Source organism: Acidobacteriota bacterium (assembly GCA_020853395.1).
In the GTDB taxonomy this organism is placed as follows: domain Bacteria; phylum Acidobacteriota; class Vicinamibacteria; order Vicinamibacterales; family SCN-69-37; genus JADYYY01.
Window position 1 is genome coordinate 330,499 of sequence record JADYYY010000002.1, and the last position, 17,759, is coordinate 348,257.

Below are 17,759 nucleotides of genomic sequence, written 5' to 3' on the forward strand. Positions count from 1 at the left end.
CCGGGCATCGCCCGGCGATCGTTCAGCAGAACGCGGGCTGCGCCCGAGGCGCCACGCCCGCTTCCCCATCGAGAGGGACTATGGCCGCAGAGATTACCGCCGCACTCGTGAAGCAGCTTCGCGATCTGACCGGCGCGGGCATGATGGAATGCAAGGCCGCGCTGCAGGAGTCGGGAGGCGACATCGAGGAGGCCCGCACGATTCTCCGGAAGCGCGGGCTCGCCCAGGCCGCCAAGAAGACGGGACGGTCGACGACCGAAGGCCAGATCTACGCGTACATCCATGCCGGCGGCAAGGTCGGCGTGCTCCTGGAACTGAACTGCGAGTCCGACTTCGTGGCGCGCACCGACGACTTCCAGACGCTGATGAAGGAGATCGCGCTGCAGATCGCGGCCGCCAGCCCCCAGTACGTGCGGCGCGAGGACGTGCCGGCCGAGGTGCTCGAGCGTGAGCGCGCGATTTACCGCGCGCAACTGCAGGACGCCGGCAAGCCGGCGCAGGTGATCGACAAGATCATCGACGGCAAGCTCGGCAGCTTCTTCGAGCAGGTCGTGCTCGTCGATCAGCCGTCGATCCGCGATCCGAAGACGACCGTCGGCCAGATGCTCCAGGCTGCCATCGCCAAGCTCGGCGAGAACCTCAACGTCGCCCGCTTCGTCCGGTTCAAGGTCGGAGAACAGTAGAGAACGCTCGTCGTCCTGAGCGGCGGCGGCGAGTTCCGATTTGAGCCCTGGGTGCTGAGTCGCGCGTGGACTCAGAAGTCAGGACGCCCAACTCGGAACTCGACCCTTCCCTACTATAATTGCCGTTCGTGCCGAGTCCCGCCTTCTCTCGCGTCCTGCTGAAGCTCTCCGGCGAAGCGCTCATGGGCGATCAGGCGTTCGGCATCCACCCGCCGACGGCCACGCAGATCGCCCGGGAGATCGGCGACGTTCAGCAGCTCGGCGTCCAGATCGGCATCGTCATCGGCGGCGGCAACCTGTTTCGAGGGCTGGCGGCGAGCGCCCGCGGCGGGATGGACCGGACGACCGCCGACTACATGGGCATGCTGGCCACGGTCATCAATGCCCTGGCGCTGCAGGACGCGCTCGAGCAGGTTGGCGTCACGACGCGCGTCGTGACCGCCATTGAAATGCGGGCGGTGGCCGAGCCGTTCATCCGCCGCCGCGTCCTGCGCCACCTCGAAAAAGGGCGTGTGGTCGTGTTCGCGGCCGGCACCGGCAATCCCTACTTCACCACGGACACCGCGGCAGCCCTGCGCGCCATGGAGATGCGGGCTGAAGTGATCCTGAAAGGGACCAAGGTGGACGGCATCTACACGGCCGATCCCATGGTGGACAAGAGCGCCAAGCGCTACGAGACCATTCCCTACCTGGAGGTCATCGACCGGCAGCTCAAGGTAATGGACTCGACGGCGATCACGTTGTGCATGGACAACAAGCTGCCGATCATCGTGTTCAACCTGAGAGAGCCCGGGAACCTCCGGCGGGTGATTCTCGGCGATCCGGTCGGGACGACCGTCACGGCCTGACGAACGATGCGGCAGCCGGTAAAGGCAAGGGTGTAGGTGATGGACGTCAACGACATCAAGAGCCTGGGCGTCGAAGTGAAGAAGCGCATGGACACCGCGATCGAGCACGTCCGGCGCGAGATGGCGGGCCTGCGCAGCGGCCGCGCGTCGGTCAACCTGCTGGATCCCGTGCAGGTCGAGGCGTACGGAACGACGATGCCCCTGAATCAAGTTGCGTCGCTGTCGATTCCCGAGCCGACGGTGATCGCAGTGCAGCCGTTCGACGGATCGCTGCTCCACCCGATCGAGAAGGCGATCCAGAAGAGCAATCTCGGGCTGAACCCCACGACCGACGGCAAGGTCATCCGCGTGCCGGTGCCCGCGCTGACCGAGGAGCGGCGCAAGGAGCTGTCCCGGCTCGCGCACAAGTACGCCGAGGACGGCCGCAACGCCGTGCGTCAGGTCCGGCGCGACGCGAACGATCGGCTGAAGAAGCTCCTCAAGGAGCACAAGATCTCGGAAGACGATGAGCGGCGGGCGCTCGACGACGTGCAGAAGATCACCGATCAGCACGTGGCGCTCATCGACGACGTCCAGAAGAAGAAGGACGCAGAGCTGCTCGGCCGGTAGCGTGCCTACGTTCTTCTCCCACCTGGAGTGCTCGGTACCGTGCGGTGCCGGCCCCTTCGATCCGCGGCAGCGCCACCAGACGTGCACGTGCGGCGCGCCGCTGCTCGCGCGCTACGACCTGACGGCCGCGCGGCGATGGCCGAAGTCGTCGCTCGCCGGCCGCGATACCTCGCTCTGGCGCTACCAGGAGATCCTGCCGCTCTTCGAGAGCGACAACGGCGTCGATCCGCCGGTGTCGCTCGGCGAGGGGTGGACGCCCCTCCTGCGCACACGGCGGCTCGGCAAGGCGCTCGGGCTCGACCGGCTGTACGTGAAGGACGAATCCGCGAATCCCACCGGCACCGTCCGCGCGCGCGGCATGGCGACCGCCGCGACGCGCGCGCTGCACCTCGGCGCCCGCGTGCTCACGATGGCGACGGCCGGCAGCGGCGCGCCGGCCATGGCCGCGTACGCCTCGCGAGGCGGCCTCGATGCCCGCGTCTTCATGCCGCGTGATGCGCGCCGGCCGTTCGTCAAGGAGTGCGAGCTGGCGGGCGCGGTCGTGACGCTCGTGGACGGCCCAGCGACGAGCGCCGTGGCGCATGCATCCGATCGCGTGGCGACGTCGGGCTGGTATCACGTGACCGCGTTTCACGAGCCGTATCGGCTCGAAGGCGAGAAGACCCTTGGTTACGAGCTGGCCGAGCAGTGCGGCTGGCAACTCCCCGACTGGATCGGCTGCCCGGTCGGAGAAGGCACGGCCGTCGTGGGCCTCTGGAAGGCGTTTGCCGAGATGGCGGCGCTCGGCTGGATCGATCCGGTCCGCCGGCCGCGCCTCGTCTGCGTGCAGGCGGCTGGCTGCGCGCCGCTCGTCCGCGCCTTCGGCGCCGGCGCCGAGAAAGCGGTGGCGTGGGACCGGCCGCAGACGATCGCGGACGATCTGCGGATTCCCGACACGTCGGGAGACGCGCTGGCGCTCCGCGCAATCCGCGAGAGCGGCGGCGTCGCCACGGCGGTCGGCGACGCCGAGATGATCGCCGGCGTGAAAGAGTGCGGTCAGACGGAAGGGCTGAGCGCGTCGCCCGGCACGGGCGCCGTCGTGCACGCCCTGCGCGTGCTGGCCAGCGAAGGCCAGATCAAACCGCAGGAAATCGTCGTCGTCCTCAACACCGGCAGCGCCACGCGGTACTTGGATGTGCTCGCGGGCAGTTGACGACCTCACGTGTTAGACTGTGAGGTCGTTGCCTGCCGTGCGGACGCCATCGTACGCACGGCGGACACGCCACGAGTGGGCGGCTAGCTCAGCTGGGAGAGCGCCGCGTTCGCAACGCGGAGGTCGCGAGTTCGAGCCTCGCGCCGTCCACCAAATAGACTTTCACAGAATCAGCGTGTTCGAGGGTATAGCCGAGAAGCTGGTCGAGGTACCAGCTTCTGTCGGGGGCGCCTTGGGGTGCGGGTGCCGAGGTCAGCGGGCGTCGCTTCACGCTCGGGTCGGTCGAGGGCGTATCATGGCCATCGTGAGCCCTCATCTGGTCATCGACCGCGGCGCGGTGACGGCGTTCTGCCAGCGGCACCGTATCGCGCGACTGGCGCTCTTCGGCTCGGCACTCCGCGACGACTTCGGCCTACATAGCGACGTCGATGTGCTGGTGGAGTTCCAGCCAGGTCATGTTCCTGGACTCAACTTCGTCAGTATGGAGCGCGAGCTGTCTGCGTTGTTCCAGGGGCGCCGGGTGGACCTCGTCACGCCAAAGTTTCTGAACCAGCGGATCAGAGAACAAGTGCTGCGGGAGGCCGAAACGCTGTATGTCGCCGCGTGATCTCGTCTACGTCGGGCACATGCTCGACATGGCGAGGAAGGCGGTGGCCAAGGTCAAGAATCTTCCCCGCGAGACCTACGACACCGATGAGAACCTGCGCCTCGCCCTCATTCATCTCGTTCAGGTGATCGGCGAAGCGGCCCGCCAAGTGTCACGCGAGTTCGCAGCGGCCCATTCCGAAATCCCTTGGGAGAACATCGTCGGGATGCGCCACAAAGTCGTGCACGACTATCTCGGCGTGGACGAAGACATCGTGTGGCAAGTCGTCACTGCGGATCTCCCGAAGCTCGTCAAGGCGCCGGAACCGCTGGTTCCACGGGCGTCTTGAACCCGAGATACGGGGCTAGCGTGTCAACACGACGGTATCCCCGGGAACCATAGCTCGCCCCGAGAACACGAGTTGATTCTCACCACGCTGGGCGCGCGTCGGGGAACGGCGTGGTCGTCTGGGACGGGGAGTGGGCGTGATCCGAATCGGTGGCGCCGGTGTGTCGGAAGCCCTGGCACGTGATGCCGCGGCTCTCGCTTGGACGGCACGCCAGCCCCGTATCGGCGCCGGTCCGCACGTCCACGCATCGACCAGCCCTCCGCGTCGTGCATCGATTGCGAATGAGATAGGGCTACATGTGCGCGCGGCAGACGGCGCGCTCGACCAGGATCTCGGATCGACGCGCGCGCGTCAGCCAACGGGAATCGCTTCGATGTCCTGGCGCAGCGCCTCCAACGCCGCGGAGACCTGCCGGTGTTCCTCGGCTGTCAAGGCGAGCAACGGCAGGAACGCGACCACCGTGTCGTAGGCGGCCTGTGCCTGGCGACGACTCCAGTGCCGGTTCTCACGATCGTGCGGCGCGGTGCGCGCCAGGCCGGCGAGCGTCGAACCCGCGGTCAGCTCGGCCCACAGAAACTGCAGTCCGCCCGACTCGAATCGACCATCGAGCTCGTCGTCCACCAGAGACGGGTTGCGGTCGTGCCCCATCGCGCGCTCCCTCGCGCTCGCGCGCGTTTACGCACTAGGAGAGCAATCACCGTTCCGGCCGGTCACGCCGGTGCCTCGGGCATTTCGTCAGCCGCGGACGTGCTGGGCCGCGCCAAACGCACCGGACCCCCTGTAATCGCTACCCGCCGCCATTCAGCGGCTGGTCGACTCCGCCCGCCGGCCCGACGCGAGCGCAGAGCCGTTTCGCGGTGCCTTGGCGCAGCTCGACTCGACTGCGGCGGGCGCTCATCCGCAGGCTCGGCCGCCGCGTCAGGGCGCGCGGCGGCAGGCACTAAACCGGCGCCTGCTCCAGGATGGCCTTGACGGCCGGATCCTGCGCGGCGGTGAGCGCCGCCGCCCGTGCGTCCTTCTTCGAGTAGCCGGTGCCTTTGGCAACGATGGGACCCGTCGGGCGTTTCTGATCGTCGAGGCCGACGACCTCGCACATGATCTTGTCGTCTCGAATGGCGCGGTATCTGACGATGTACTCCACGACGGCATCTTATAGGACCTCGGTAGCCGCGCCGAGCTCCGGAGCGCGCACGGCCCCTGGACGGGCTGCTAGACTGGCCCTATGGGTCCAACCCGACTCACGTTGACGGTCCTGCTCGCTGCCGCGTCCAGCGTGCTGGCGCAGGCGCCACCGGCGGCTGCCGATCTCGCGGCGCGCATCCAGGCGCGCTACGCGTCGGTCCGTGACTTCACCGCCGACTTCACGCAGACGCAGACGAGCGCGATCAGCCGCGGCACCTACGTCGACCGCGGCAAGGTTGCCGTCAAGAAGCCGGGCCGCATGCGGTGGGTGACGAGCACCGGCAGCCGAAGCGAGCTCGTGGCCGACGGCTCGCAGCTCTACTTCTATCTGCCGAAGGACAAGATCGTCCAGGTGAGCCCGATGCCGAAGGACTCGCAGGCGTCGACCGCGCTGCTGCTGCTCGCGGGCCGCGGCGACCTCACGAGGGACTTCACGCCGGATCCCGACGTCGAGCGCGGTCCGAACGACTGGCGCCTCACGCTCATGCCGGCCGCGCCGCAGCCGGATTTCAAGACGCTGACGCTGGCCGTGGACCGGTCGTCGCTGCAGCTTCGTGGGCTGACGGTCGTGGACGCCCAGGGCGGCGTGCAGCGCTTCGAGTTCTCGAACCTGCGCGAGAACCAGGGTCTTCCGGACTCGACCTTCGCCTTCACCATTCCCAAAGGCGTCGAAGTGCGCCGAGCGGGAACGCAAGGCCAGCCGGCGCGGCCGGCTCAGGTGCCGTAGCGCACGACGTCCGCGCCCAGGCTGCGAAGCCGGTCCACCAGGTCTTCGTAGCCCCGCTCCACGGTCTCGATCTCCAGGATGGTGCTCTCTCCTTCGGCGACGAGCGCCGCCGCCACGAGCGCCATGCCGGATCGGATGTCGCGGCTGTCGAGCGTCCGGCCTCGCAGTTTCGTCGGACCGGTGACGATGATCCGGTGGGGATCGCACAGGAACAGATCCGCGCGCATGGCGCTCAACTGCTCGAGGGCGAAGAGCCGAAGCTCGTACATCCAGTCGTGCACGAGCGTGGCACCGGCGGCCTGCGTCGCCAGCACGGTCACGAGGCTGACGATGTCGCTCGGGAAGGCCGGCCAGAGCCCGGTGGTCAGCCGCCGCATCCCGACGAGCTGCGACGGACGCACGGCGAAACGCTGATCCGCCAGGTCGAAGTCGAGCCGCATCTCGGCCATCACGGCGGCGATGGGCTCGAGGTCTTCCGCGCACGCGCCGGTGATCTCGACCTCGCCGCCCGTGATCGCCCCGACGACGCCCCAGGACGCAGCCTCGATGTAGTCGCCGCGCAGGGTGTGCGTCGCGCCGCGGAGCCGGCCGGGCGGGTCGATGCGAATCGTCGACGTGCCGATCCCCTCCACCCCGCAACCCATGCTCTCGAGAAACGTGCAGAGCTCGGCGACGTGTGGTTCGCATGCGGCGTTCCGGATCTCGGTCGCGCCCTTCGCCAGCGCGGCGGCGAGCAACGCGGTCTCGGTGCCGGTCACCGACGCTTCGAGCAGGTACATCGACGCACCCGTCAGCCCGGATCCCGCCTCGAGCGTGTAGCCGGACGGCGTGTCGACGAGGCGTGCCCCCATGGCAAGGAGCGCGCGGACGTGCGTGGCGATCGTCCGCCGCGCGGGGAAGTCGCCACCGGGAGGTGCCAGCACGGCGCGGCCCATGCGGCCCAGCAGGGCGCCCAAGAGCAGCACCGAACCGCGCAGCCGCCCGGTGAGCGCCGCATCGGGAGAGGCCGACACGATGTCGCCGCACGTGACGCGCAGCGTCGACGTCCCCTCCCCTTCGACCGATGCGCCGATCGATCGCAGGAGCGCGCTCATCACGGCGACGTCTCGAATCCGCGGCACGTTGCGCAGCTCGCAGGTGTCGGTCGTCAGGAGCGTCGCGGCGAGGATCGGCAGCGCGGCGTTCTTGTTGCCGCTCACCGCCACTCGCCCGGACAGGCGCCGGCCGCCGCGCAGTGCAAGTTCCGCCATCAGGACCTCCCGAGCCAGACCACTTCGTCGCGCAGCACGACGCCGAAACGCTCCCGCACCGCGCGGCGCGCGGCTTCGACGACCGCGCGCACGTCGGCCGCCGTCGCCGTACCGTCGTTGACGACGAAGTTGGCGTGACGGTCCGAGATGCTGGCGCCGCCCACCCGGAAGCCTTTCAGCCCGGCCCGGTCCACCAGCGCGCCCGCCGAGGCCGGCAAGCCGGGCGGCACGCGGTCGCGGTCCGGATCGGGGTTCTGGAAGACGCAGCCGGCGCTTGGCGCGGCCAGCGGCTGCGTCCGCTTCCGGAACGCGAGCGATGCCCGCGCCGTTGCCCTGAGCGTCTCGGGATCGCCCGGCCGCACGGTGAACTCCGCCCACACCGCGATCTCGCCTGAACGCTGCAACCGGCTGGAGTCGTACCCGAAGTCCATCGCGGCGGCGTCGATCACCACCTGGCGCCCGTCGCGCGAGAGCACCATCACGCGCCGCACGAGATCGCCGATGTTGCGCCCAGCCCAGTGGGCGTTGCCGTGAATCGCGCCGCCGACCGTCCCCGGCGTCCCGGCCCATGCTTCTAGGCCAGCGAGCCCACGTCCCACCGTCCAGCGCACGAGCCCGTTGATCGTCGCGCCGGCCTCCGCCCTGACGGCATCGGCCGACGGCTGCGTGATGGCCGCGAGGTTCAGCCGCACGACGACGCCGCGGATCCCCTCGTCGGGCGCGACCACGTTCGAGCCGCCGCCGAGCAGCGTGAGGGGAACGTCCGTCGACGCCGCCAGCTCGACGATGCGCGTCAGCTCCTCGATCGTGCGAACCTCCGCGAGCCGATCGGCCGGCCCACCCACGCGAAAGGTCGTGAGCGTCGCAAGCGGGACGTCCGCGCGCAGCCGCTCGAAGCCGAGCCACTCCCCCGCCGCGGCATCGAAGCGCTGCAGATCCATCGGTCAGCGGGCGAGGGCCTCGAGCAGCCGTGCGTGCAGCCCATCGAAGCCGCCGTTGGACATGACGATCACGAGGTCGCCGTCACGCGCTTCCTCGGCAATCGTCTCCGCAATCCTGGCGGCCGTCGAAACGTGCCGTGCGTGCACGCCCGCGGTCGTCACGGCCGCGACGAGATCCTCGACCGACAGCCGCTGGTCAGGCGGAAGCGTGCCGCGGAAGACGTCAGCGATCACGATCTCGTCCGCACCGGATTCGGCGAACGCCCGGGCGAAGTCGTCCTGGAAGATCCGGCGGCACGATGTCGCGGATCGCGGCTCGAACACGCCCCAGACACGCCGGCCGGGATACGACCAGCGGACCGCCCGCAACGTTTCGAGAATCGCCGTCGGATGGTGTGCGAAGTCATCGAAGACCGACACACCACGGACGACGCCTCGGAGCTCGAGCCGGCGTTTGACGCCGGCGAACGAGCGCAGCCCCTTCTCCATCGCATCGCTCGACAGCCCGACGGCATGACCGACGGCGATGCCCGCCAGGGCGTTGCGCACGTTGTGGACGCCAAGGAGCGGCGACTCGAACCGGCCGAACGGTTCGCCACGATGCCAGACGTCGAACCGTACTCTCCCCTCCGCGGCCTCGATGGCGGAGGCGCGCCAGTCGGCCTCCGCCGCCAGCCCGAACGTCTCGACGCTCGAACGCGCGAAGGGAATCAGGCCGGCGGCTTCGGCGCTGTCGATGCCGACGAGCACGCGGCCATGCTGCGGCACGAGCGTCAAGAGCCGGCGAAAGGCCACGCGCAGCGATTCCATGTCGGGGTAAATGTCGGCGTGGTCGTACTCGAGGTTCCCGATGACGGCGACGTCAGGCAGGTATTTCAGGAACTTCGCCGTCTTGTCGAAGAACGCGCTGTCGTACTCGTCGCCCTCGATGACGAAGTCGCGTCCGCTGCCGAGCCGGTAGCTGCCGTCGAAGTTGCGCGCGATGCCGCCCACGAGCACGCTGGGATCCAGTCCCCCGGCCGTCAGCAGCCACCCCGTCAACGCGGTCGTCGTCGTCTTCCCGTGGGTGCCGGCGATCACGATCGAGTGCGCCTGCCAGAGGAACTGCTCGCGGATGACCTCCGGCAGCGACATGTACCGGATCTTGCGATCCAGCACGTTCTCGAGCTCCGGGTTGCCGCGTGACACGGCGTTGCCAATCACCACCACGTCGAGCTCCGGCGTGATGTGCGCCGCATCGAATCCGTCGAACACGCGCACCTCTTGGCGCGCGAGATACTCGCTCATCGGCGGATACATGGCGTGATCCGATCCTTGGACGTCGTGGCCACGAGCCCTGAGCATCAGCGCCAGCGTGCCCATTGCCGTGCCGCAGATCCCGATGAAGTGAAAACGCGCCATGCTACTCTGCCGCCGCTTCTTCGAAAATCACGCGCGGCCGATGCGGCGCGGCGACGACCCGCACCTCGACGCCGAGCGGGATGCTCACGAACGGCACCACGGTGTGGCCGGACGGAAACCCGAACAGCACCGGGCCAGGAAACGCGTCGAAGAACTCGGCGATCACCTCGCGGCCGGTGATGCCGCCGCCGGGCTCATCGCACCGCTCGAGCGCGCCGACCACGACGGCGGATGCGCCCGACAACCGCCCCGCATGGGCGAGCTGCGTCAGCAGCCGCCGGAGCCGGTACGGCCGCTCGCCGACCTCCTCGCAGAACAGCACGTATCCGGCGGGCGGGTCGAAGGCGTACGGCGTGCCCAGCGAAGCGGCGAGCTGCGTGAGCGTGCCGCCGAACATCGCGCCCGACGCCTCTCCGGATCGCATCACCTCCAGGGCCGGCGACGACTGCTCGCCGAGCGGCGTCGGCCCGAGGCTCGCGACGAACGACCGCGGGTCGTACGCCTCCTCGCCTCGCGACAGCCGGCCGTCGATCATCGCACCGTGGACGGACGTGACCCGGGCATGCGTATGGAGATAGGCATGGAGCGACGTGATGTCGCTGTAGCCGACGATCGCCTTGCGCGCGCGGGCAATCGCGTCGGCGTCGAGCCATGGCAGCAGCTCGGCGCTGCCGTATCCGCCTCGAATGGCCACGACCGCCGCGGTCCGGTCATCCGCGATCGCGCGCATGAGCTGGGCGGCGCGCCGCTCGGGCGTGCCGGCCACGATCGGATGGCGGTCGAACGCGTCTTCGTCGACGAGCGGCTCGAAGCCGAGGCGCCGGAGCTCCGCGAGCCCGGCCTCGAGCTCGCGCGGCTCGAAGGGACTGGCGGGCGCGACGAGCGCGATGCCGGCACCCCGCGGGACCCCGCGGAACTTCGTGAGCCCGCCGCGCGTCGTCGGCGTCAGCGCCACGCAGCCATGTCCCGGGCGATGGTCTGGTGTTCGAGCGCCCCGACGCGATCGAGGCCGGCGCGCGCGCGGCGGGCCGGCGCGAGAAACCGTGTCTTGGCCCTCGCCTGCCTGCCGAACGCGTCGTCGACGCGGTCCGTCGTCAGCCGGCCGGACTCGGCCGCGTAGATCAGCGCCTCGAGCGCTGCCACCTGCTCGTCGACCGGCGCGTTGCACAGCAGCACGACGTCGCAGCCCGCCTCGATCGCGCTCACGGCCGCCTCCGGTCCCGGCATCTCCGCGGTGACGGCCTTCATCCCGAGGTCATCGGTCATGACGAGCCCGCCGAAGCCGAGATCGCGCTTGAGCAGGCCGCTGATCAGGCGCGACGACAGCGTGGCCGGGCGACGCTCGTCGAACGCGGGCATCAGCAGGTGCGCCGTCATGATCGCCGCCACGTCTTCGGCGATCGCGCGTCTGAAGGGAACGAGCTCGACGGCGTCGAGGCGCCGGCGATCGTGCTCGACCACGGGCAGCGCCTCGTGCGAATCGACGCTCGCATCGCCGTGACCCGGAAAGTGCTTTCCACACGCGGCAATGCCGGCCTCCTGCAGGGTCCGGATCACGACGGCGCCGAGGCGGGCGACGTCATCCGCTCGATCGCTGATCGCCCGATCGCCGACCACGGGATTGGCCGGGTTCGTGAGGACGTCGAGCACCGGCGCGAAGTCGAGGTTGATTCCCACGGCGTCGAGCTCGGCGGCGAGGGCTTGCGCGAACCGGCGGGCAAGCGTCTCGTCGCCGCTGTGCCCGAGCACGCGGGCGGGCGGCCATTCGGTGAAGGGCGCCGTCAGCCGTGCCACGCGGCCGCCCTCCTGGTCGACCGCGATCCACAGCGGCCAGTCGCCGGCGAGCGCGGCGACCTCGCGCGACAGCTCGGCGAGCTGCAGCGGGTCGCGGACGTTGCGCCGGAAGTAGACGACGCCGCCGAGATCGAACGCTCTGGCGAGCTCGCGCAGGCTGTCGGGCACGGACTCGCCGGTGAAGCCCACGATCGCCAGGCGGCCGACATGACGGCGGAAATCGCGCAGCCACATGCGGCGCCATTATAATGCGCGGGTCGAAACGCCTTGGACGCGCGCGTGGACCCGCTCGACGAGATCAAACGCCTCTACTTCGCGACGACGCGCGCGACGATCGATCGCGACGTGCGCCGCGCGATCGACTGCCTCAAGCAGATGAAGACGCCCGACGAGCGGGACCGCGCCGCCGTCTACATGAGCGGCCTGGCCGAGATGCGGCGCGAATGGGCTAAGGGCGCCGGGCCCACCAAACGACCGCGACGATGACCACGAGGACGACGAGCGCGAGCACCGCGCGCAGGGCACGGATGGCGAGCCGCTGGCGCGCGAGGAAATCGCGATCGTCCTGGCTGATCTCGGCGCGAATCGCGCCGCGCTCGGCCGCCTCGCGCTCGCTCTCCTCCAGCCGCGCCTGGAAGGCCGTGACCGTCTCGTCAGGATCGGCACCGATCTCGAGGGCGTAGGCCCGCACGAACGCTCGCCCGAAGATCCCGCCCGGAAGGCGCGAGTAGTCGTTGCGCTCGAGCGCCTCGAGCGTGCCGACGGAGATCTTCGTGCGGGCGGCGATCTCGCGCAGCGATACGCCCTGCGCCTCACGCGCGCTCCTGAGCCGGAATCCGAGATCGTCCATCGACATCTCCATCTCACGCAGCCGCGGCCATGGCCGCCGTCAACTCCCGCACGGCCCGACGGACGCCGAGCGCGCCCGCAACCGATCCTTCAGGAAGGAACAGCCGGATGCCGGCGACGCCGATGGCGCCCGCCCGCGCGCAGGCTGCCGCCTGGACCGGCGTCTCGATGCCCCCGATTGCGATGACGGGCGCACGCGACGCCGTGACCGCGGCGGCCAAGCCGTCGAGGCCGACCGCGCGATGGCCCGCCGGCTTCGACGCGCTCGGGAACACCGTACCGAACAGCGCGTAGTCCACGTCGTCCTCGAGGCCGCGCGGCTCGCCCGCGTGGACGGATCGTCCCAGAACCCAGGATGGGCGCAACTGGCGAATCCGATCGGCTGGTGGCGAGCTGGCGCGCAGGTGCACGCCATCGGCCGACGCCACGATCGCGACGTCCGCGCGGTCGTTGACCAGCACGAGCGTCGCGGCCGCCCCTTTGCGCAACACGATCCGCCGCACGAGCGCGGCGAGACTCGCGGCCGCGAGGTCGGGCTCCCGCACCTGGACCATCCCGATGCCCTCCGCGATGGCGTCGTCGATCAGGGCTTCGAGCGCCGTCAGCGCCGCGGCTTCGGTCCGGGCGTCCGGTGTCAGTTGCCGCCGGTCGGTGACGAGGCAGACGACCGGAGGCGTCAGCCGCGCAGGATCACCTGGACGGACGGGCATCCGACGATCCACGGTCCCCGAACAGGCCACGGGCCTCGCGCAGCCCGCCGACGAGCGTCATGAAGCCGATCAGCACGACGGCCCAGCGGACGATCGCGGTCGACATCCACACCGCCATCCAGGGAACGGCGGCCGCGAAGAAGTTCCGCCTCCACCAAGCGGTCCACGGCGCCCAGATCAGCAGCAGGCCCGTCTCGATGAAATAGAGCGCGATGATCAGACGGGTGATCAGCGCGATGACGAGACCTCCATGCCGGTGTTCGATTAGTCCTGCATCGTATCAAACAGCGACGGCGGCCTGAACGAGCGGCGGTGCACCGGCGAGTACCCATAGCGGCTCATCGCGTCGAGGTGTTCGCGCGTCGCGTAGCCCTTGTGCCGGTCGAACCCGTAACGGGGATCGCGCTCGTGCAGCGTGTTCATGTGCCGGTCGCGGATGACCTTCGCGAGGATGGAGGCCGCAGCGATGGCAGTGCAGCGGCGATCGCCGCCGGCGATCGCCCGCTGCGGCATGACGAGATCCGGGATGCGGAACGCGTCGACGATCACGAAGCCGGGAAGCGGCGCGAGCGCCATCACGGCGGCGCGCATGGCGTGCAGCGACGCGCGGTGGATGTTCAGCCGGTCGATCTCGTCCGGCTCGACCATCGCCACGTGCCAGCACACGGCGGCGTCCACGATCTCTGCGAACAGCCGATCGCGCTCCGCCGCGGTGAGCAGCTTCGAGTCCGCCACGCCCGCGACGTACCGATCGGGACGCAGGACGACGGCGCCGGCGGCCACCGGGCCGGCCAGGCAGCCCCGGCCGACCTCGTCCACGCCGGCCACGTGCGCGAACCGGGCGCGGCGGATGTCGTTCTCGATGGCGCGCGACGCCACGGGCGAACCTGCCGGGCGCTAGGCGCGCTTCTGTTCCTTCATGCGCGCGGCCTTCCCGCGCAGGTCGCGCAGGAAGTAGAGCTTGGCCCGGCGGACCTTGGCGCCGCGGACGACCTCGATCCGATCGATCGTCGGCGAGTGCAGCGGGAAGATGCGTTCGACGCCCTGGCCGAACGAGACCTTGCGCACGGTGAACGTGGCCCGCGCGCCGCCGCGATGCATGGCGATCACCGAGCCCTCGAACACCTGGATGCGCTCCTTGTCGCCCTCGCGGACCTTCACGTGCACGCGGACGGTGTCGCCAGAACGCATGGCGGGCCGCTCGGTCAGGTGGCCTTGCTCAACAGCTTCGATCGCCTTCATGACAGTCACTCCTCGGAAAAATGTCCGGCGGCCTTCCTGATCCGCTCGAATTCCCGCCGCTCCTCGTCGCCGAGCGCCGCCGGATCGACGAGGTCCGGACGCCGCGCTGCGGTGCGCCGCAACCGCTCGCGGCGACGCCACTGCGCGATCTGGGCGTGGTTGCCCGAGAGCAGCACGTCCGGCACCACGCGGCCGCGAAACTCCGCCGGCCGCGTGTAGTGCGGGTAGTCCAGCCAGGGCCCCGCGAACGAATCCTCGGCGACCGATCCCGCGTCGCCGACGGCGCCCGGCACCAGCCGGATGGCGGCATCGAGCAACACCATCGCCGGCAGCTCGCCGCCGGTGAGCACGTAGTCGCCGATCGAGACCTCGTCGGTCACCAGCGCCTCGACCACGCGCTCGTCCACGCCTTCGTACCGGCCGCAGATCACGATCAGCCTGGGCTCGCGGCTGAAGCGCTCCGCCACGGCGTGCGTCAGCCGGCGCCCCTGCGGCGACATCAACACGACCGACGTGGCCGGCCCGTGCTCGGCCTGCACGGCCTCGACCGCGCGGAACATCGGCTCGGGCTTCATCACCATCCCGGGCCCGCCGCCGTACGGCACGTCGTCGACCGTCCGGTGCCGATCGCTCGTGTAGTCGCGGAGATCGCGCACCGTGACGTCCACCAGCCCCTTCGCGCGAGCCCGCGCCACGATGCCCTCCGCGAGGATGGCCTGCACCATCGCGGGAAAGATCGTGATGACGTCCACCACCATGCGGGTCAGGCCTGCTTCCGGTTCAGCTCGATCAACCCATCTGGCGGGTCGATCCTAATCATCCGCGCGCCGACGTCCACCGACCGGCAGATGGCGTCGACGAAGGGAATCAACGGTTCGCCGGCGGCATCGAGCACCAGCATCGGCACGCCGGTCGCCAGATCGACGCGAGCCACCTGCCCGATCCGCTCGCCGCGCACGGTGACGACCTCGCATCCCACCAGCTCGTGCACCCAGAACGTGCCGGCCGCAAGCGGCTGCAGGGCCGATTCCGGCACGCGCAATTCCACGTTGCGCCACGCCTCGGCCTCGTTCATCGTCTCCACGCCGCCGAACGCAATCACCCACCGCCCTTGGTGCGGCCGGCTCGAGGCGATCTGGAGTGGAACCACCCCGGCGGCTCCCTTCGCGTACAGCGTCGCGCCCGTTTCGTACCGACGCTCCGGGAAATCCGTCTCCGGCGCGACGAGGACCTGCCCGCGATGTCCCTGCGGACGGACGATCCGCCCGACGACGACCATCGCGTCCCAGTCCACGGGCTCGCGGCTACTCGTCGTGGAAATCGACCACGACCTTGCGGCCGTCGAGCTCACCGGCCGCGGCGGCCAGCGTACGCAGCGCCGTGGCGGTCCGTCCTTCGCGTCCGATGACGCGTCCGAGCTCGCCGGGCGCCATCCTCAGCTCCACGACCGTGTTGCCTCGCCGCTCGGCTTCGGTCACCTCGACCTCCGCCGGCCTGGCCGCCAACGCACGGGTGACGACCTCGACGACGTCGCGCGCGCGGCTCACGAGGCGGGCGCAGCCTCGGCCGCCGCCACCGCAGGCGGGGGCATCCGCGCGATCAGCGTCCTCACGGTGTCGCTCGGCGCGGCGCCCACCGACAGCCAGTGCGCCAGCCGCTCGCGATCCACCTGGACGCGCTCGGGCCGGGTGCGCGGGTCGTAGTGCCCCAGCACCTCCACGAACCGCCCTTCGCGCGCGGTCCTGGCTTCCGTTACCACGATGCGGAAGAACGGCCGGCTCTTCGAGCCAGCCCTCCGCAGACGAATCGCTAACATGCCATCTCCTTTTGCTGACTACGCCTTGCCTCTGAGCATCTGCATGAGCCGCTGGCGGCCCTTGCGGCCGCCACCCATCGACGTCATCGCCTTGAGCATCTTGCGCATCTCGACGAACTGCTTGAGCAACCGGTTGACGTCCTCGACCGTCGTGCCGCTGCCGCGCGCGATCCGCTTCCGGCGGCTGCCGTTGATGAGCGAATGATTCCGGCGCTCGGCCGGCGTCATCGAGCAGACGATCGCCTCGACACGCGTCAACTGCCCATCGTCGATCTGCGCGCGCTGCTCGTTGAGCTGCTTCATGCCGGACAGCCCCGGGATCATTCCGAGGATCTGGTCGAGCGGGCCCATCTTCTTGATCGTGCGCAACTGGTCGCGGAAGTCGTCGAGCGTGAAGTCGTCGAGGCGCGTCTTCGCGGCGAGGCGCTCACGGCTCTCCTCGTCGATCGCTTCCTCGGCACGCTCGATGAGCGACAGCACGTCGCCCATGCCGAGCATCCGCGAAACGAGCCGCTCGGCGTTGAACGGCTCGAGATCCTGCAGGCGCTCGCCGACGCCGGCGAAGGCAATCGGCACGCCGACGACGCCGACGACCGAGAGCGCGGCGCCGCCGCGCGCGTCGCCGTCCATCTTCGTGAGCACGACGCCGGTCGTGCCGACACGGTGGTTGAACTCGCCGGCGCTCCGGACCGCGTCCTGCCCCGTCATCGCATCGGCGACGTACAGCCGGTCGGTCGGCTGCACGGCCTGCGAGATCGCCTCGAGCTCGCCCATCAGCTCGTCGTCGATGTGCAGGCGCCCGGCCGTATCGACGATCAGCGTGTCGAAGCCGAGATTGCGCGCCGCGGCCAGCGCCCCGGCCGCGCGGACGACCGGATCCATTTCCCCCTCGGGATCGTGGACCCGCACACCGGTCTGACCGGCCAGCACGGACAACTGCTGGATGGCGGCTGGACGCCGCACGTCGGTGGACACGAGCATCGGATGACGGCCCTGTTTCGCCAGCAGCCTCGCAAGCTTCGCCGACGTCGTCGTCTTGCCCGATCCTTGCAGCCCCAGCATCAAGACGACGCGCGGCGTCCGGTCCGCGGGCGGCAAGCCGCCGGCGGCGTTGCCGAAGAGCGCCAGCATCTCGTCGCGGACGATGCGCACCACGTGCTGCGCCGGCGTCAGGCTGCGCAGCACCTCGTCGCCGACCGCCTTCGCCCGCACCCGCTCGATGAACGCCTTGACGACGCGAAAGTTCACGTCGGCTTCGAGCAGCGCCATCCGGATCTCCCGAAGCGCGGCATCGACGCTGGCTTCGGTCAGCCGGGCTTCTCCCCGCAGGGACTTGAAGACGCCTTGGAGGCGGGAGCTGAGGGACTCGAACATGGTGCTCGGCGCGACAGCCTGGAGACGGCGTCCATGGCCGGACGCCTTGCCCCAAGCGCAAACGCTTATCTTAGTGGAGTTTGCCGGACCGCTCAAGGCTGAAGTCCGGCCCGTTCGCCTCGACTCGGCCCAGCCTTGATGCCCAGTGCCGCCGATGCCCGGGCTGCCAGGTGGCGGCCATCCGAATGGGCAGGTGGCACGCCGGC

General features: G+C 69.8%; 25 protein-coding genes and 1 tRNA gene. 10 read left to right on the forward strand and 16 right to left on the reverse strand.

The features are described 5' to 3' along the window. The first annotated feature begins 80 nt into the window (after positions 1–80). The 7 genes from tsf (at position 81) to IT184_02085 (ending at position 4,267) form a co-directional block, all read left to right on the forward strand. Entirely contained in the window at positions 81–683 is a 603-nt protein-coding gene (gene tsf, locus IT184_02055; GenBank protein ID MCC7007576.1) for a translation elongation factor Ts, read from the forward strand. Between the two features lie 128 nt (positions 684–811). Beyond that, the gene (locus IT184_02060; protein MCC7007577.1) at positions 812–1,531 is read left to right on the forward strand and encodes a UMP kinase; all 720 of its coding nucleotides are present in this window, start codon (positions 812–814) and stop codon (positions 1,529–1,531) included. Between the two features lie 39 nt (positions 1,532–1,570). Further along, positions 1,571–2,140, forward strand: a complete 570-nt coding sequence (gene frr / locus IT184_02065) for a ribosome recycling factor (GenBank protein ID MCC7007578.1) — start codon at positions 1,571–1,573, stop codon at positions 2,138–2,140. Further along, positions 2,037–3,332: a threonine synthase gene (locus IT184_02070; protein ID MCC7007579.1), complete on the forward strand. Its 1,296-nt coding sequence runs from the start codon at positions 2,037–2,039 to the stop codon at positions 3,330–3,332. The genes frr and IT184_02070 overlap by 104 nt, the downstream gene beginning before the upstream one ends. A 77-nt stretch (positions 3,333–3,409) precedes the next feature. Further along, positions 3,410–3,485: transfer RNA gene (locus IT184_02075), tRNA-Ala, on the forward strand. A gap of 142 nt (positions 3,486–3,627) precedes the next feature. After that, the gene (locus IT184_02080; protein ID MCC7007580.1) at positions 3,628–3,939 is read left to right on the forward strand and encodes a nucleotidyltransferase family protein; all 312 of its coding nucleotides are present in this window, start codon (positions 3,628–3,630) and stop codon (positions 3,937–3,939) included. Beyond that, positions 3,926–4,267, forward strand: a complete 342-nt coding sequence (locus tag IT184_02085) for a DUF86 domain-containing protein (protein MCC7007581.1) — start codon at positions 3,926–3,928, stop codon at positions 4,265–4,267. The genes IT184_02080 and IT184_02085 overlap by 14 nt, the downstream gene beginning before the upstream one ends. Before the next feature lie 351 nt (positions 4,268–4,618). On the opposite strand, the gene IT184_02090 is transcribed toward IT184_02085, so the two are convergent. Both IT184_02090 and IT184_02095 read right to left on the reverse strand, forming a co-directional pair. Continuing rightward, positions 4,619–4,915 carry a hypothetical protein gene (locus IT184_02090; protein MCC7007582.1) on the reverse strand — a complete coding sequence of 99 codons (297 nt, stop codon included), beginning with the start codon at positions 4,913–4,915 and terminating at the stop codon, positions 4,619–4,621. 292 nt (positions 4,916–5,207) lie between these two features. Beyond that, positions 5,208–5,408, reverse strand: coding sequence for a hypothetical protein (locus IT184_02095; protein ID MCC7007583.1), 201 nt, complete (start codon positions 5,406–5,408; stop codon positions 5,208–5,210). Between the two features lie 81 nt (positions 5,409–5,489). Here IT184_02095 and lolA point away from each other — a divergent pair, with 81 nt between their 5' ends. Further along, a complete protein-coding gene (gene lolA / locus IT184_02100; protein ID MCC7007584.1) occupies positions 5,490–6,176 on the forward strand; it encodes an outer membrane lipoprotein chaperone LolA in 687 nt (228 codons plus the stop codon). Here lolA and murA read toward each other — a convergent pair. The 5 genes from murA to nagZ are packed head-to-tail and all read right to left on the reverse strand — an operon-like array spanning position 6,164 to position 11,796. Continuing rightward, positions 6,164–7,426 (reverse strand): UDP-N-acetylglucosamine 1-carboxyvinyltransferase, encoded by a 1,263-nt coding sequence (gene murA / locus IT184_02105; GenBank protein MCC7007585.1) that lies wholly within the window; start codon positions 7,424–7,426, stop codon positions 6,164–6,166. The genes lolA and murA overlap by 13 nt on opposite strands. Further along, positions 7,426–8,367: a UDP-N-acetylmuramate dehydrogenase gene (gene murB / locus IT184_02110; protein ID MCC7007586.1), complete on the reverse strand. Its 942-nt coding sequence runs from the start codon at positions 8,365–8,367 to the stop codon at positions 7,426–7,428. The genes murA and murB overlap by 1 nt, the downstream gene beginning before the upstream one ends. Positions 8,368–8,370: 3 nt before the next feature. Further along, a complete protein-coding gene (gene mpl / locus IT184_02115; protein MCC7007587.1) occupies positions 8,371–9,768 on the reverse strand; it encodes a UDP-N-acetylmuramate:L-alanyl-gamma-D-glutamyl-meso-diaminopimelate ligase in 1,398 nt (465 codons plus the stop codon). Between the two features lies 1 nt (position 9,769). Then, positions 9,770–10,723 carry an LD-carboxypeptidase gene (locus IT184_02120; protein ID MCC7007588.1) on the reverse strand — a complete coding sequence of 318 codons (954 nt, stop codon included), beginning with the start codon at positions 10,721–10,723 and terminating at the stop codon, positions 9,770–9,772. Beyond that, positions 10,714–11,796, reverse strand: a complete 1,083-nt coding sequence (gene nagZ / locus IT184_02125; GenBank protein ID MCC7007589.1) for a beta-N-acetylhexosaminidase — start codon at positions 11,794–11,796, stop codon at positions 10,714–10,716. Before nagZ ends, IT184_02120 begins: the two co-directional genes overlap by 10 nt. A gap of 45 nt (positions 11,797–11,841) precedes the next feature. Between nagZ and IT184_02130 the strand changes: the two genes are divergently transcribed. Beyond that, the gene (locus IT184_02130) at positions 11,842–12,048 is read left to right on the forward strand and encodes a hypothetical protein (protein ID MCC7007590.1); all 207 of its coding nucleotides are present in this window, start codon (positions 11,842–11,844) and stop codon (positions 12,046–12,048) included. Here IT184_02130 and IT184_02135 read toward each other — a convergent pair. Further along, on the reverse strand, positions 12,011–12,412 hold the full coding sequence (locus IT184_02135) for a helix-turn-helix domain-containing protein (protein MCC7007591.1): 402 nt from the start codon (positions 12,410–12,412) through the stop codon (positions 12,011–12,013). The two genes, IT184_02130 and IT184_02135, sit on opposite strands and share 38 nt — an antisense overlap. A gap of 13 nt (positions 12,413–12,425) precedes the next feature. Beyond that, a complete protein-coding gene (locus IT184_02140; GenBank protein MCC7007592.1) occupies positions 12,426–13,121 on the reverse strand; it encodes a thiamine phosphate synthase in 696 nt (231 codons plus the stop codon). Between the two features lie 59 nt (positions 13,122–13,180). On the opposite strand from IT184_02140, the gene IT184_02145 reads away from it, so the two are divergent. Further along, complete coding sequence (locus IT184_02145; protein ID MCC7007593.1) at positions 13,181–13,327, forward strand: hypothetical protein; 147 nt, start codon at positions 13,181–13,183, stop codon at positions 13,325–13,327. Between the two features lie 58 nt (positions 13,328–13,385). Here IT184_02145 and IT184_02150 read toward each other — a convergent pair whose 3' ends face one another. The 7 genes from IT184_02150 to ffh are packed head-to-tail and all read right to left on the reverse strand — an operon-like array spanning position 13,386 to position 17,553. After that, positions 13,386–13,985 carry a ribonuclease HII gene (locus IT184_02150; GenBank protein MCC7007594.1) on the reverse strand — a complete coding sequence of 200 codons (600 nt, stop codon included), beginning with the start codon at positions 13,983–13,985 and terminating at the stop codon, positions 13,386–13,388. 33 nt (positions 13,986–14,018) lie between these two features. After that, on the reverse strand, positions 14,019–14,363 hold the full coding sequence (gene rplS, locus IT184_02155) for a 50S ribosomal protein L19 (protein MCC7007595.1): 345 nt from the start codon (positions 14,361–14,363) through the stop codon (positions 14,019–14,021). 5 nt (positions 14,364–14,368) lie between these two features. Continuing rightward, positions 14,369–15,121, reverse strand: coding sequence for a tRNA (guanosine(37)-N1)-methyltransferase TrmD (trmD, locus tag IT184_02160; GenBank protein MCC7007596.1), 753 nt, complete (start codon positions 15,119–15,121; stop codon positions 14,369–14,371). Between the two features lie 5 nt (positions 15,122–15,126). Further along, the gene (rimM, locus tag IT184_02165; GenBank protein ID MCC7007597.1) at positions 15,127–15,657 is read right to left on the reverse strand and encodes a 16S rRNA processing protein RimM; all 531 of its coding nucleotides are present in this window, start codon (positions 15,655–15,657) and stop codon (positions 15,127–15,129) included. Between the two features lie 10 nt (positions 15,658–15,667). Next, positions 15,668–15,910, reverse strand: a complete 243-nt coding sequence (locus IT184_02170; protein ID MCC7007598.1) for a KH domain-containing protein — start codon at positions 15,908–15,910, stop codon at positions 15,668–15,670. Continuing rightward, complete coding sequence (gene rpsP / locus IT184_02175) at positions 15,907–16,179, reverse strand: 30S ribosomal protein S16 (protein MCC7007599.1); 273 nt, start codon at positions 16,177–16,179, stop codon at positions 15,907–15,909. Before rpsP ends, IT184_02170 begins: the two co-directional genes overlap by 4 nt. An 18-nt stretch (positions 16,180–16,197) precedes the next feature. Continuing rightward, positions 16,198–17,553: a signal recognition particle protein gene (ffh, locus tag IT184_02180; protein MCC7007600.1), complete on the reverse strand. Its 1,356-nt coding sequence runs from the start codon at positions 17,551–17,553 to the stop codon at positions 16,198–16,200. Positions 17,554–17,759 lie beyond the last annotated feature (206 nt).

Bases quoted from the DNA above. Each gene is read 5' to 3' on its own strand.
- tsf (MCC7007576.1), top strand. From the start codon at position 81: ATGGCCGCAGAGATTACCGCCGCACTCGTGAAGCAGCTTCGCGATCTG.
- frr (MCC7007578.1), top strand. From the start codon at position 1,571: ATGGACGTCAACGACATCAAGAGCCTGGGCGTCGAAGTGAAGAAGCGC.
- IT184_02070 (MCC7007579.1), top strand. From the start codon at position 2,037: ATGAGCGGCGGGCGCTCGACGACGTGCAGAAGATCACCGATCAGCACG.
- IT184_02080 (MCC7007580.1), top strand. From the start codon at position 3,628: ATGGCCATCGTGAGCCCTCATCTGGTCATCGACCGCGGCGCGGTGACG.
- IT184_02085 (MCC7007581.1), top strand. From the start codon at position 3,926: ATGTCGCCGCGTGATCTCGTCTACGTCGGGCACATGCTCGACATGGCG.
- IT184_02090 (MCC7007582.1), bottom strand. From the start codon at position 4,915: ATGGGGCACGACCGCAACCCGTCTCTGGTGGACGACGAGCTCGATGGT.
- lolA (MCC7007584.1), top strand. From the start codon at position 5,490: ATGGGTCCAACCCGACTCACGTTGACGGTCCTGCTCGCTGCCGCGTCC.
- murA (MCC7007585.1), bottom strand. From the start codon at position 7,426: ATGGCGGAACTTGCACTGCGCGGCGGCCGGCGCCTGTCCGGGCGAGTG.
- murB (MCC7007586.1), bottom strand. From the start codon at position 8,367: ATGGATCTGCAGCGCTTCGATGCCGCGGCGGGGGAGTGGCTCGGCTTC.
- mpl (MCC7007587.1), bottom strand. From the start codon at position 9,768: ATGGCGCGTTTTCACTTCATCGGGATCTGCGGCACGGCAATGGGCACG.
- nagZ (MCC7007589.1), bottom strand. From the start codon at position 11,796: ATGTGGCTGCGCGATTTCCGCCGTCATGTCGGCCGCCTGGCGATCGTG.
- IT184_02135 (MCC7007591.1), bottom strand. From the start codon at position 12,412: ATGGACGATCTCGGATTCCGGCTCAGGAGCGCGCGTGAGGCGCAGGGC.
- IT184_02140 (MCC7007592.1), bottom strand. From the start codon at position 13,121: ATGCCCGTCCGTCCAGGTGATCCTGCGCGGCTGACGCCTCCGGTCGTC.
- IT184_02145 (MCC7007593.1), top strand. From the start codon at position 13,181: ATGAAGCCGATCAGCACGACGGCCCAGCGGACGATCGCGGTCGACATC.
- rplS (MCC7007595.1), bottom strand. From the start codon at position 14,363: ATGAAGGCGATCGAAGCTGTTGAGCAAGGCCACCTGACCGAGCGGCCC.
- trmD (MCC7007596.1), bottom strand. From the start codon at position 15,121: ATGGTGGTGGACGTCATCACGATCTTTCCCGCGATGGTGCAGGCCATC.
- rpsP (MCC7007599.1), bottom strand. From the start codon at position 16,179: ATGTTAGCGATTCGTCTGCGGAGGGCTGGCTCGAAGAGCCGGCCGTTC.
- ffh (MCC7007600.1), bottom strand. From the start codon at position 17,553: ATGTTCGAGTCCCTCAGCTCCCGCCTCCAAGGCGTCTTCAAGTCCCTG.